This window comes from Mesorhizobium sp. Arg314 (assembly GCF_053714275.1).
Genome location: NZ_JBSKBP010000009.1, coordinates 13010 through 25369 on the forward strand (window position 1 = coordinate 13010; position 12360 = coordinate 25369).

Below are 12360 nucleotides of genomic sequence, written 5' to 3' on the forward strand. Positions count from 1 at the left end.
GGCAGTTTTCGGCAAGCTCGCTTCCCGCCGAAGCGTTGATGCTGGGCGCGGAGCGAAGTGTATCATTTTAATACAATCCTCAATTTGTAGACTCCTGCGATGCATCGGCAGCTAGTGTCTCCGTCCAGGCTAAGGGAGGGAAACGCCCGCGGACCGGGAGGAAAGCGATGTCTGTCCAAAAAGAAGACTATCGAACGAACAGAGCCGACTATGCGATCGCCTCGATGCAAGGCCGATCGGCCGCTGATGACGATTGCCATGAGACACTGGAAAGCAAGAAATCTCTGTGGCTAAGAGATCGGCGAATCGCCAGATTGGCTGCAAATCCGTGTGAAAGCTTGCCACCAAGAGCCAGACCGCGCGGGAATTAACGACGCTGGTGTTTCGTCGGCCGGTGCCGTGTCTCGCCCCTGAGTCCCCACCGGTTAGGCCCTGCGTGTGTTGGCCTAGCCCGCCAACCTGCCGGGCCGCTCTACTCATCGCGCCAGATCACTCGCTTTTCCCATCGGATTTCCACCAGTCTCCGAAAACGGATCGTGTGGGCCTGCTCGCCGGTCGCGTGGAATAGCTGCGCGCTCATCCATTCGCGGCTGCCGCACTTCTGGCAGCGAGCCTTATCCCGCACCTCGTCGATCGTGACGTTGCCGATGACCTCCCGCAACTCGAGCGGCTTGTAGTAGCGCGTGACGTTGCAGCGCGCAGCGGATGCCCGCCACCTGCCCGGCGTCGTGGGCATGCGTCAGGGTCCAGGCGACGCCTCTCCGCCACTTCTCGGGTTGCTCAGGCATCCCTTGAAATGAGGAACATATTCCTGCGTGGTCAAGAGGCGGCTTGACTCTTTGTTCCCATTTCGTTCACTGTTAGCCCGACAGCCACAGGAAGGGCCGTTGAATGTCGACCCACGTCCTTCCAGAGCAGAAAAAGCCGAAGCTTATTGTTGTCGTCGCCTTTGACCGCGGCGACGATGGAGAGCTATTTCCGATGTACGGCCCAACTGATCAGCAGAGCGAAGAGCGGGCGATCCGGACGGCGAAAGCACTAGCTGGCAAGCACGTTGGCGTCATCGCTTGGAGTCGGGATGCCGATCCTGCGCTCGGGGACTACGGCCCGCCTAACACCCTGTTTGTGAGCGGCGACGTGCCTGACATGGAATGAGCGATGAAATCAGACTGCCCAAGCCGGAATACGCCACGCCGCCTGGTGTGCAGCATCATGTTTGCGAGCATGACGGCTGCAGCAAAGATGCCGGTTGGGGCTTCGCCAAGCCGAAGCAGGCGCCGCACTGGTTCTGCTTTGGGCACCGCGGCGAAGGTGAGCAATTCCTCTAGGAGCGAAGCAGATGTCCCGTCATCAGTTTGTGCATGAACTGGAAAGGGCCGCCGACCACATCGCTGAAGCTGAGCGCGCCGACCTACAGGTGCTGCTCCGACGGGCGGCGCTGGTGCTCCGGAACGTCGGTGGGATCAGCCTTGACGCGCGTACCGACGACGCCCTGACCAGCTTGGCGGCCGAGATGGGCGCGGCAAAGCCGGATCTGGTAGAAACGATCGTGGGGGAATGGCTTGTGGCAAACGCTTACCTGCCGGTGCCCCGCCAGTTGGACGAGGATAGCGAGACGGAGGGGGCGGCGTGATCCCGACAGATTTTCTTCGCTACGAAAAAGTGCTTGCTTCGGCGGATTTCCAAAAAATAGGGCAACTCACGCTGCGCTGGTCCCTGATCGAGCACACGATAGGCAACTGCCTGCGCGTACTCCTGCGCCTCACCCCGGAAGAAGCTGTCCCAATTGTCTTCAAGCTCAGCGCTGCAGATCGTCGGGAGCGCATCAAAGAACTGATCAAGCTCAATACCGTCACACCTGAAGCCGCCTTTTTGTTCAAAGAATTGGACGTCGTCATGCGGGCTATACAGCCGGTAAGAAACAATCTGGTTCACTCTATCCTGCTTTGGACCGAAGGCGGCAAGAACCACTTTTTTCACCCGAGGTCCAAGGACAAGACTCTCTCCAAGGAGGAAGTCTTTGCGACGGAAGACCTGACCACTTATGCCCTTCTTGCTGCCGTGAATCTGAGGTACGCGCTCGGGCCGAAGGCGCATGACCCTGACGAAGTTCCGCCGCCACTGCCCGAACGGCCTAAGGTGCCGGAGTTTCTTTGCCAATCGCTCCACTGGCCAGAAAAGCCGGCGGCGCTTGTGGCTACTGCGAACGTCCTCTTCCCTAAAGTCCTTGAGAGACGCGTGACGAAGCTTTTCCTCGCCCTTTAGGAACTTCACGAGACCGACCAACCCTGGTTTCAGCCATTCGGCCTTTTCCTTCGCCAAGCCCGTCGGTGGCAGCGCGCCGGCATGCTCCGTCGCTAACAATGGGCACTGCGGCGAGGTGGCGCGTCGCGCTCAGTCGGGAAGCTGCGCTTTTGCCAGACCCTCTCTGATCCTCTCTCCGTCGGCTTGGTTTTGAAACGGCAACCGAGCCAAGTGCTCTTCGAAGGAATATCTCGGGTTTATGTCTCTCAGATCGTGCCAGACGCGCCGCGCTTCGCCGGACTCGCCGAGGTGGCCAAGTGCGGAAGCAAGGAAGGCGCGCGACAGGTCGGTCTTCGGCGTAAGACGGATCCGCTCGCGCAAGGCAGTCGCAGCGGCATCGTATTGACCGGCCACCAAATAGGCTGAACCGAGGAAGTGCAGGTATTGATGTGTGAAGGCCGGGTCCAGGCGCATGGCACGATCAATGTATGGGATCGCCGACAGTGGATTCCCCAAATAGACCTCGATCATGCCACTCGTGCCGTAAGCAAGGGCGTAGTTCGGGTTAAGCGCCAAGGCTTTCTCCGCCGCAGCTTTCGCCGCCACAAGGTCGCGTTGCCACAGCGTGATGATAGCGGCGACGCAATGCACATACGGCTCGTTGGGACCCTTTTCGATCGCCTGCGCGGCGAAGTGAGCGGCTAGACCAAGTGCGTCGGGTGTGTCGGCCCAATGGTTCTGGAAATCCTGGCAATAGGCGTAGGCGAGACCTGCGTAGGGCTCTGCATAGGCAGGGTCGAGCTCGATCGCGCGCTTGAAGGCCGCAATCGTTCGCTCAAAGACGTCGCGATTCTTAGTTGATCCAAGCGTAAGCTCGCGCCCGCGCAAGAAACTGTCATGCGCTTCGACGTTGCTTATACGGCTATCCGCTAGAAGCGCCTTTTCAGCCGGCCGGAGCGTGACCCTGAGGGCATCGACGATCTGGAGAGTCACCTCGTCCTGAACTGCGAAAATGTCGGTGAGGTCGCGATCGTAGCGTTCGGCCCACATATGGCCGCCGGTTGTGGTGTCGACGAGCTGGGCGGTGATGCGGACGCGATTGCCGGCGCGACGGATCGAGCCTTCGAGCACTGATGCGACACCGAGTTCACGCCCAACCGTCCGGACGTCGGGACTTTTGTTCTTGTAAGCAAAGCTCGAATTGCGCGCTACCACCATAAGCCCGGCAATCTTCGAAAGGTCGGTAATGATGTCTTCGGTTATGCCGTCCGAGAAATACTCCTGTTCAGGGTCGCGGCTCATGTTTGTGAAAGGCAGGACGGCAATCGAAGGCTTTTCCGGGAGATCTGTCGGCGCGGCCGGGCTGGCGGCGGCAGGTTGGACGGGCGTAGCCTGAGCCGCGATGGCGCCACCCTTGGCCGAAACGCCGACCTCCAACGAATAGACCCGCATCGGTTCAGCGATGTTCTTGAGTTGGGTTTGGCCGAGATCGCTGACCAAGAGGTCGAGCCTCGACCTGACCTGCCGATAGGCATCCTCCGAAAGGCAGATGGTGCCGGGGGCAGCAACGCCCTCCAGGCGCGCCGCAATGTTGACGCCGTCGCCCATGAGGTCGCCGTCGCTCTCCTCAACGACGTCGCCGATGTGGATGCCGATGCGGAACTCGATACGACGGTCAGAAGGTACGCCCGCATTGCGCTCGACCATTGCGTTCTGCACCTCGATGGCGCAGCGTACTGCATCGACCACGCTGCGAAACTCAACGAGGGCTCCGTCCCCGGTGCGCTTTACCACTCGACCATGATGCACGGCGATCGTGGGATCGATCAGATCGCTGCGCAGTGCCCGCAGCCGAGCCAGGATGCGATCCTCGTCCGCACCTGCGAGCCGGCTGTATCCGACAACGTCGGCTGCCAGGATTGCAGCAAGCTTTCGGGACTCGCTCATGCCGTCCTCCCCATCCAGCCCGCCACTATAGCCGACTAGAGCCGCTCCGTCTCAGCACAGGGCGGTCAAGCTGAAGGAAGATAGCCCCAGCCATTGGTCGGTGTCCGCAAGCGGGTCGAGACGCGACCTTCGCGGCATCGTTGGCAAAGAGTCCGGAAGTGGCGCAATCACGACCTCCAGCCTGATGGCCGGCAAGGTCTGCTTTCAGGAAGCTGCGAAGCCGACCTCTACGCCGACATTTGAGGCGCATAGCTGCCCTTCCCGGCCTCGAAGCTTGTCCAGATTTTCAAGTTGACATTCATCGCGCAGCGCTGAGCGCGAGCGACCGGTAACGGTCGGCAATAAAAACAATCACTTACCTTTAAGGGCGCGCTACATCGCGCTTTTCATGCCGCGCATAAGGGTCGACCCTCCAAATGGGTTAGCAGTCAATCCGATTTCTATCCGGCGATATCCGCAGGTTCTACTCCCGCGCACGGTGGCTTCTATTCCTCGGCCACATGCTCACTCATGTCTGTGTAACTGCGTTATCCGCGGATTGGGAACGTGCTCGAGCCTTCTCATTCGGCCCGATTCCGGAAATCTGGAAGAGTCTGATGGATTACAGGAAATTTCTGACAGCTGAAGAGGTGGCGGAGCGATATCGCGGCAGTATCTCGCTTGGAACGCTTCGAAATTGGCGCGCCAAGAGGATTGGACCGGCCTACGTCAAGCTTGGCAAAGCGGTGTTGTATCCGGTTGACGAACTTGAGGCGTGGGATCAAAAGAATACGGTGGTCTGCCGTGCGTCAACACGATTGGCCGTAGACGCCGATGAGTGAGCGTGATTGGCGACGGAAGAGCCTGCCGCACCGCCCCCAAGCGCCCACCCCCGCATCGTTGATGCGAACAATATTATTTATATTTTTCAATAAGATAGAACATAGGTGAAGGAAGTTTCACAACCACCCTTCCGGCGACCCGACGCCGTCACGCGCCGACATCGAGATGACCAGGCAGATCATCGATACGGCCAAGCCTCTCGGCATCGCCGTGCACGATCACATCATCATCGGCCGCAAGGGCAATGCCTCGATGAAGGGCCTGCTGCTGATTTGAGGCGTTTGTCCGACGTCCGAAATTGCAGGCGGACAACATCTTCTCCCCATCGGATAGTCGGCTCTGGAATTTCAACCGGAAATCGAGCATGATGCGGGCTGGTATTTCCTTGGCCTGCTTCGCGCGCCTGTGAAATACCGGAGGACGGGACATGGCGATTGCGCTTGTGCTCGTTTTGATCGTCGTGGGCTCGGTGTTGTTCCACCTCCTGAGCCCATGGTGGTGGACGCCGATTGCGTCGAACTGGGACTATATCGACAACACCATCATCATCAGCTTCTGGATCACCGGCGTCGTATTCTCCGCCGTCGTCCTTTTCATGGCCTATTGCGTGTTCCGCTTCCGCCATCGCGAAGGCAACCGCGCCGCCTATGAACCGGAGAACAGGCGCCTCGAATGGTGGCTGACTGTCGTTACCGCCGTCGGGGTCACGGCCCTTTTGGTTCCAGGCCTGTTTGTCTGGAGCCGCTTCGTCAATGTTCCAAGCGAGGCGACCGATATCGAGGTTATTGGGCAGCAATGGCAGTGGAGCTTCCGCCTGCCCGGCAAGGATGGCAAGCTCGGCACGTCCGACACCCGTAACGTATCGGCTGAAAACCCACTCGGCATTGTATCCAGCGACCCCAATGGCCAGGACGATGTCGTTGTCGAGGCGGCGGACCTGCACTTGCCGGTCGGTAAGCCGGTCAAGGTGCTGCTGCGCTCGATCGATGTTTTGCACGATTTCTACATTCCGGAATTCCGCGCCAAGATGGACATGATCCCAGGCTCGGTCACCTATTTCTGGTTCACCCCGATCAGGACCGGAACCTTCCAGGTTCTCTGCGCCGAGCTGTGCGGCCAGGGGCACCCGCTGATGCATGGCGTGGTGGTGGTCGACACCGAGCAGGATTATCTGGCCTGGCTCGGCCAGCAGCAGACTTTCGCGCAGTTGTCGGCGCCCAAGCAAACAGGCTCGGCGAATCCACTGTCAGCAAAGACGATGGCGTCCGGTTTGGACGTCGCGGCAAAATTCGAACCGGTCGAGGCCCGCTGAACACGGCCCGGAGGCGCTCCCATGGTCGACGTCACACCCGCAGATGCTGTCCCGCCCGCCGAAGTCGGGGAGATGGAACTCTACCATCCGCACAGCTGGTGGACGAAATATGTCTTCTCTCAGGACGCCAAGGTCATAGCGGTCCAGTATTCGATAACGGCAACTGCGATCGGCCTGGTGGCGCTGGTGCTGTCCTGGCTGATGCGGTTGCAGCTCGGTTTCCCTGGCACGTTCGATTTCATCACCCCGCAGGCCTATTACCAGTTCATCACCATGCACGGCATGATCATGGTGATCTACCTGCTCACCGCGCTCTTCCTCGGCGGTTTCGGCAACTACCTCATCCCGCTGATGGTCGGCGCCCGTGACATGGTCTTTCCCTATGTCAACATGCTGAGCTACTGGGTCTATCTGCTGGCTGTTCTGGTCTTGGTCTCGGGCTTTTTTGCGCCGGGCGGGCCGACCGGCGCCGGCTGGACGCTCTATCCGCCGCAGGCCATCATGTCGGGAACGCCAGGCGGCCAGGACTGGGGCATCATCCTGATGCTCTCTTCGCTGATCCTGTTCATCATCGGCTTCACCATGGGCGGCCTGAATTATGTCGTGACCGTGCTGCAGGGGCGCACGCGCGGCATGACCTTGATGCGCCTGCCGCTCACCGTCTGGGGTATCTTCACCGCCACCGTCATGGCGTTGCTTGCCTTCCCGGCGCTGTTCGTCGCTTGCGTGATGATGCTGCTCGACCGTGTGCTCGGCACCTCATTCTTCATGCCGGCAATCGTCGAGATGGGCGAGCAGTCGCTGCACAATGGCGGCAGCCCTATCCTTTTCCAGCATCTGTTCTGGTTCTTCGGCCACCCAGAGGTCTACATCGTGGCCCTGCCGGCCTTTGGCATCGTGTCCGACCTGATCAGCACGCATGCGCGCAAGAACATCTTCGGCTACCGCATGATGGTCTGGGCCATCATAGCCATCGGCGCCCTGAGCTTCGTGGTCTGGGCGCACCACATGTATGTCAGCGGCATGCATCCCTATTTCGGCTTCTTCTTCGCCACCACCACCTTGATCATCGCCATCCCGACCGCGATCAAGGTCTATAACTGGGTGCTGACGCTGTGGCGCGGCGACATCCACCTCACCATACCGATGCTCTTCGCGCTGGCCTTCATCGTCACCTTCGTCAATGGCGGCCTGACCGGGCTGTTCCTCGGCAATGTCGTCGTCGACGTGCCGCTGTCCGACACGATGTTCGTCGTCGCCCATTTCCACATGGTCATGGGCGTCGCTCCGATCCTGGTGATCTTCGGCGCGATCTACCATTGGTACCCGAAAGTCACCGGTCGAATGCTCAACGAGACGCTCGGCCGTTTCCATTTCTGGGTCACCTTCCTCGGCGCCTACCTGATCTTCTTCCCCATGCACTATCTCGGCCTGATGGGCATTCCGCGGCGTTACGCCGAACTGACCGACATGAATGTGATGACTGAATCGGCCCACCATCTGAACTCGTTCATCAGCATCATGGCCTTCGCCGTCGGCTTCGCCCAGATGGTGTTCCTGTTCAACCTGATCTGGAGCATCCGCCATGGCCGCGAGGCCGGCGGCAACCCGTGGCGGGCGACGACCCTCGAGTGGCAGACGCCTCAGACGCCGCCAGCGCATGGCAATTTCGGCAAGGAGCTGCCTATCGTCTACCGCTGGGCCTACGACTACAGCGTGCCTGGGGCCAAGGAAGACTTCATCCCGCAGAACGTGCCGGGCTCCTTCGCCCCCTCAAGGGAGCCGGCATGAGCGTCATCCTGGTCTTCTTGACTGTGATCGCCGGCTTTGCCGGCTGGTGGCTTTCGCATCAGCGACTGACGTCCAAGCCGTGGCTGGAGCAAGGCCTGGCCGGGGATTTCGTCGGCCTCGACCGGTCGGTCCTGCCCACCGCCAAGATCGGCCTCGGGGTCTTCCTCGCCGTCGTCGGCTGCCTGTTCTCGCTGTTCACCAGCGCCTATTTCATGCGCATGGGCCTGTCGGACTGGCAACCGCTGCCGCTGCCGCGCCTGCTGTGGCTGAACACCGGCGTGCTGCTACTGAGCAGCGTCGCGCTGCAATGTGCCGTAGTCGCCGCGCGCAGAGGCCAGACGGACATGGTCAGGCTTGGCCTTGCGACGGCCGGGCTGACCACCCTCGCCTTCCTCGCCGGCCAGTTGATGGCGTGGAGGGAACTGACCGAAGACGGCTACCTGCTGGCGTCCAACCCGGCCAACAGCTTCTTCTATCTGATCACCGGAATGCACGGCCTGCACATACTGGGCGGTCTGGTAGGCCTTGGCAGGACAAGCATCGGCGCCTGGAGCGGAACGCGACCGGAGCGGCTGCGGCTCAGCGTCGAGCTCTGCGCCATGTATTGGCACTTCCTGCTTTTCATCTGGCTCGGCATCTTCGCCGTTCTGGCCGGCTGGGCGGCGACGTTCGTCGACATTTGCCAACGGCTGCTGACCTAGGAGACCGGCGATGGCTGAAACGACACTGACGCATTCCAGCCCGATGGCGCGTCCCAACGGTTGGCGCGGGATCGCGGCCGACTGGGCCTCGGATCAGCGCGCGTTCAAGAACGTGTCCTGGGGCAAGGCCATGATGTGGATCTTCCTGCTCAGCGACACCTTCATCTTCGGCTGCTTCCTGCTTTCCTACATGACGGCGCGCATCTCCACGCGCGTGCCGTGGCCGAACCCGAGCGAGGTCTTCGCCTTGCGCATCGGCGGTTCGGAAATCCCGCTTATCCTGATCGCCATCATGACCTTCGTGCTGATCTCGAGCAGCGGAACCATGGCCATGGCGGTCAATTTCGGTTACCGCCGCGACCGCCGCAAAACCGCGATCCTGATGCTTTTGACCGCCGCGCTCGGCGCTACCTTCGTCGGCATGCAGGCCTTCGAATGGACCAAACTCATCACCGAAGGGGTGCGGCCCTGGGGCAACCCCTGGGGCGCGGCGCAGTTCGGCTCGTGCTTCTTCATGATCACAGGCTTCCACGGCACCCACGTGACGATTGGCGTGATCTTCCTGATCATCGTGGCGCGCAAGGTCTGGCGAGGCGACTTCGACACAGGGCGGCCCGGCTTCTTCACCAGCCGCCGGGGCCGTTACGAGAATGTCGAGATCATGGGCCTTTACTGGCACTTCGTCGACCTGGTCTGGGTGTTCATCTTCGCCTTCTTCTATCTTTGGTGAGAGGCAGGCTTTGTTGAGAGGAAGATATGGCTGAAGCAACCGCAAACGGTCTCGGGCAGCAGGCATTGCACCCTACCCATGCGCATGAAGCCTCGGCGGCAGTGGTCGTCGCCGAGGCTCATCAAGAACACCCGATCAAGCTCTATCTGGTGGTCTGGGCGTGGCTGTTCATTCTCAGCACCTGCTCCTATCTGGTCGACTATTTCGGCCTCCACGGCTACCTCAGATGGTCGCTGATCCTGATCTTCATGGTGCTCAAGGCAGGCCTGATCGTCGCCGTTTTCATGCACATGGCCTGGGAGCGGCTGGCGATGATGTACGCGATAATCCTGCCGCCGGTACTGGTGCTGGTTTTCGTGACGATGATGGTCTTCGAGGCCGACTACACGCTGCTGACCCGTATCGCGTTTTTCGGCCCTGGCCCCTGACACTCGGCCGGGAACCCCAGGGTGCCCGGCGCTTTGGAACAGGCCGCCGATTTATCTGGTTTGACGTATGCGTCGTGAACTCAAGCAAAGGACGCGGACAATGACGATAGCAAACCGACTGAAAGATTTTATCGACGGCAAAGGAATTCCGTACGACACCGTCGCGCATCATCGAACTGCCACCAGCAGGCAGGCCGCCATTGCCGCGCACGTGCCCGGCAGCGTCATGGCGAAGTCCGTGGTCGTCCACCACGAGCTCGGTTACGCGCTGGCCGTGGTCCCAAGCACCCACAGGATCGAGCTCGGCAGGCTGCAGGACGTCATGGACAGGCGCCTCGGGCTCGCGTCCGAGGAGGAGGTGGTATCGCTCTTCGACGATTGCGACATCGGCGCTGTACCGCCGATCGGCGCGGCTTATGATGTGCCGGTCATTCTGGACGAAAGCCTGCGCGATGCCGCCGATATCTATTTCGAGGGCGGCGACCATAAGACGCTTGTGCATGTCAGCGGCAAGGATTTCCGCAACCTGACCACGGGCGCGCGTCAGGCGAGGTTCAGCCACCCGGCCCGGTGAGAGCAGCACCGGCATTCTTGCCGGTGCTCTCACGACAGGTTCGCTCAGTTCGCCGGTCTGGGGGCTGCCGGCGATCCCACCACCTTGCGATAGACGTGCCAGGTGGCATGGCCGAGGATCGGCAGCACCACCGCCAGTCCCGCGAACACCGGCAGCGAGCCTATGATCAGCCCTACGGCGACGATAAGTCCCCAGACGGCCATTACAACCGGATTGGTCAGGACCACGCGCACCGAAGTATGGATGGCTTCGTAGGCGCCCACGTCGCGATCAAGCAGCAGCGGGAAAGCGACCACGGTCGTGCATAACACCACCACGGCGAATACGAACCCTACGGCGTGACCCAGCACGATCAACGTCCAGCCATGTCCGGTGGCGAATATCTCCGTGATGAAGCTGGACAGTGACGCCGGTGGCTCGGGGCCAAAGAGTTGCTCGTAGAAAATCTTGGCGGTCAAAAGCCACGCGATGAAGATCGCAAACAACATGATTCCAACCGCTGCGATGGCCGGCAGTGCCGGGGAGTTCCTGACTTCGAACGCGTGGCGCCAGGATGCATCGAGACCGGCTTCCCGTCTGCGGCTGATCTCGTAGAGCCCGATCGCCGCGAATGGACCGATCAATGCAAAGCCGGAGACGAGCGGAAACAACAACGGCAGCGCATTGGCGCCCGAGGTCCACGCCGCAAGCACCACCCCGACAACTGGGTAGATCAGGCACAGAAACACGATGTGGGACGGTTTGACCATGAAATCGTCCACGCCGCGCCTAAGCGCGTCGAAAAGGTCGGACACACCGATTCTTCGGACTTTCGTGTGCTCCAGCGTTTCGCTGGCCCCTGCAATCACGTGAAAATTTGCCATGACCATCCCTCCAGACCAAGTCCGGCAAGGTCGCAGCTTCATGGTGCTGCCGTTCCGCATGACTGGCCACGCAAACCGCGACCTGCACCAACGGCTACCATACTCCTTTGCGCTCGATGTGTCGCCCTCTGCTCGGCGCCGGCTAATGGTCAGCCGCAGCAGCATGCTGGCTCCAGAGCTGTTTTTTCGGTATTCTCAGAATGCGAAGGTGAACGTCATGGACACGCGAACGCTTCTCATACTCGGCCTTGGCATCGCTATTCTGCTGCTGGTGGGATTTTTTGCACTGCCGGCGTGATGGCGCCGAGCGCGATATTCAGCAGCGCGATTGCCTACAGTCTGCTTTCGGAACAAGCGGGCGACCACCAAATGGGGCCTGGCAGCGCCTCTTACTTGGAGAACTGTTTCAGGTAGGCGATGACGTTGGCTATGTCCTTATCGTCCTTGAGACCAGGAAATGTCATCTTCGTCCCCTTGACCATCGCCTGGGGGGCGTGAAGGTAGGTCGTCAGCGTCGGCTCGTCCCATTTGACGCCGGATTTTCCAGCCGCGATCATGGCTGCGGAATAGGTGAAATCGGGATGCGTGCCCGCGGTGCGGCCGATGACGCCGTTCAACGACGGACCAACCTTGTTCTGGTCCTTGTCGGCAATGTGGCAGACCTTGCACTTGGTGAAGACCTTCTCGCCCGCGGCAGCATCTTGCGCCTGCGATGGGCTTATGAAGAAGGTCGTAGCGGACAAGACGATGAAAAGCGCGATTGTACGCATCGCATTTCCTCCCTGATGGTCGTTTTGCGTCAGAGCGATCGGCACCACACCGGCCCCGCTTGTGCGCCACGCATTAGAGCGGAGGATCCGGGTTTCTTCAGTGGAATTGCGGCACCTATATACCACAGAATCGTCCAAAAGGATAGAAAAAGCCAGCTTTTGCCGAGGCTTAGGCCTC

General features: G+C 60.4%; 16 protein-coding genes and 1 pseudogene. 13 read left to right on the forward strand and 4 right to left on the reverse strand.

All coding sequences use genetic code 11. From position 1 onward, the window contains the following. Positions 1–472: 472 nt before the first annotated feature. The gene (locus ACWGS9_RS11750) at positions 473–736 is read right to left on the reverse strand and encodes a hypothetical protein (RefSeq protein WP_454505407.1); all 264 of its coding nucleotides are present in this window, start codon (positions 734–736) and stop codon (positions 473–475) included. A 155-nt stretch (positions 737–891) separates the two neighbouring features. Between ACWGS9_RS11750 and ACWGS9_RS11755 the strand changes: the two genes are divergently transcribed. The 4 genes from ACWGS9_RS11755 to ACWGS9_RS11770 are packed head-to-tail and all read left to right on the forward strand — an operon-like array spanning position 892 to position 2265. Further along, a complete protein-coding gene (locus tag ACWGS9_RS11755; protein WP_140784488.1) occupies positions 892–1155 on the forward strand; it encodes a hypothetical protein in 264 nt (87 codons plus the stop codon). Then, entirely contained in the window at positions 1152–1328 is a 177-nt protein-coding gene (locus ACWGS9_RS11760; protein WP_454505408.1) for a hypothetical protein, read from the forward strand. The genes ACWGS9_RS11755 and ACWGS9_RS11760 overlap by 4 nt, the downstream gene beginning before the upstream one ends. Positions 1329–1339: 11 nt before the next feature. Beyond that, on the forward strand, positions 1340–1633 hold the full coding sequence (locus tag ACWGS9_RS11765; RefSeq protein WP_454505409.1) for a hypothetical protein: 294 nt from the start codon (positions 1340–1342) through the stop codon (positions 1631–1633). Beyond that, on the forward strand, positions 1630–2265 hold the full coding sequence (locus ACWGS9_RS11770; RefSeq protein ID WP_454505410.1) for a hypothetical protein: 636 nt from the start codon (positions 1630–1632) through the stop codon (positions 2263–2265). The genes ACWGS9_RS11765 and ACWGS9_RS11770 overlap by 4 nt, the downstream gene beginning before the upstream one ends. A gap of 129 nt (positions 2266–2394) precedes the next feature. Here the strand turns inward: ACWGS9_RS11770 and ACWGS9_RS11775 are convergent, their stop codons facing one another. Beyond that, positions 2395–4191, reverse strand: a complete 1797-nt coding sequence (locus tag ACWGS9_RS11775) for an adenylate/guanylate cyclase domain-containing protein (RefSeq protein WP_454505411.1) — start codon at positions 4189–4191, stop codon at positions 2395–2397. Positions 4192–4787: 596 nt separating this feature from the next. Between ACWGS9_RS11775 and ACWGS9_RS11780 the strand changes: the two genes are divergently transcribed. The 8 genes and pseudogenes from ACWGS9_RS11780 (at position 4788) to ACWGS9_RS11815 (ending at position 10549) form a co-directional block, all read left to right on the forward strand. Further along, positions 4788–5012, forward strand: a complete 225-nt coding sequence (locus ACWGS9_RS11780; protein ID WP_454505412.1) for a helix-turn-helix domain-containing protein — start codon at positions 4788–4790, stop codon at positions 5010–5012. 118 nt (positions 5013–5130) lie between these two features. Further along, a pseudogene (locus ACWGS9_RS11785) lies at positions 5131–5289 on the forward strand (JAB domain-containing protein); the annotation flags it as partial. 151 nt (positions 5290–5440) lie between these two features. Beyond that, positions 5441–6325: a cytochrome c oxidase subunit II gene (locus ACWGS9_RS11790; protein WP_454505413.1), complete on the forward strand. Its 885-nt coding sequence runs from the start codon at positions 5441–5443 to the stop codon at positions 6323–6325. Positions 6326–6346: 21 nt separating this feature from the next. Beyond that, positions 6347–8116 carry a cytochrome c oxidase subunit I gene (gene ctaD / locus ACWGS9_RS11795; protein WP_454505414.1) on the forward strand — a complete coding sequence of 590 codons (1770 nt, stop codon included), beginning with the start codon at positions 6347–6349 and terminating at the stop codon, positions 8114–8116. Next, complete coding sequence (locus tag ACWGS9_RS11800; protein WP_454505415.1) at positions 8113–8817, forward strand: cytochrome c oxidase subunit 3; 705 nt, start codon at positions 8113–8115, stop codon at positions 8815–8817. Before ctaD ends, ACWGS9_RS11800 begins: the two co-directional genes overlap by 4 nt. Before the next feature lie 10 nt (positions 8818–8827). Next, complete coding sequence (locus ACWGS9_RS11805; protein ID WP_454505416.1) at positions 8828–9547, forward strand: heme-copper oxidase subunit III family protein; 720 nt, start codon at positions 8828–8830, stop codon at positions 9545–9547. Positions 9548–9573: 26 nt separating this feature from the next. Then, positions 9574–9975 carry a cytochrome C oxidase subunit IV family protein gene (locus ACWGS9_RS11810; protein ID WP_454505417.1) on the forward strand — a complete coding sequence of 134 codons (402 nt, stop codon included), beginning with the start codon at positions 9574–9576 and terminating at the stop codon, positions 9973–9975. 100 nt (positions 9976–10075) lie between these two features. Next, the gene (locus ACWGS9_RS11815) at positions 10076–10549 is read left to right on the forward strand and encodes an aminoacyl-tRNA deacylase (RefSeq protein WP_320214651.1); all 474 of its coding nucleotides are present in this window, start codon (positions 10076–10078) and stop codon (positions 10547–10549) included. 44 nt (positions 10550–10593) lie between these two features. On the opposite strand, the gene ACWGS9_RS11820 is transcribed toward ACWGS9_RS11815, so the two are convergent. Next, positions 10594–11412, reverse strand: a complete 819-nt coding sequence (locus tag ACWGS9_RS11820; RefSeq protein ID WP_454505418.1) for a DUF2189 domain-containing protein — start codon at positions 11410–11412, stop codon at positions 10594–10596. On the opposite strand from ACWGS9_RS11820, the gene ACWGS9_RS11825 reads away from it, so the two are divergent. Then, entirely contained in the window at positions 11411–11710 is a 300-nt protein-coding gene (locus ACWGS9_RS11825) for a hypothetical protein (protein WP_454505419.1), read from the forward strand. The two genes, ACWGS9_RS11820 and ACWGS9_RS11825, sit on opposite strands and share 2 nt — an antisense overlap. Before the next feature lie 91 nt (positions 11711–11801). Here the strand turns inward: ACWGS9_RS11825 and ACWGS9_RS11830 are convergent, their stop codons facing one another. Then, on the reverse strand, positions 11802–12182 hold the full coding sequence (locus ACWGS9_RS11830; RefSeq protein ID WP_454505420.1) for a c-type cytochrome: 381 nt from the start codon (positions 12180–12182) through the stop codon (positions 11802–11804). Positions 12183–12360 lie beyond the last annotated feature (178 nt).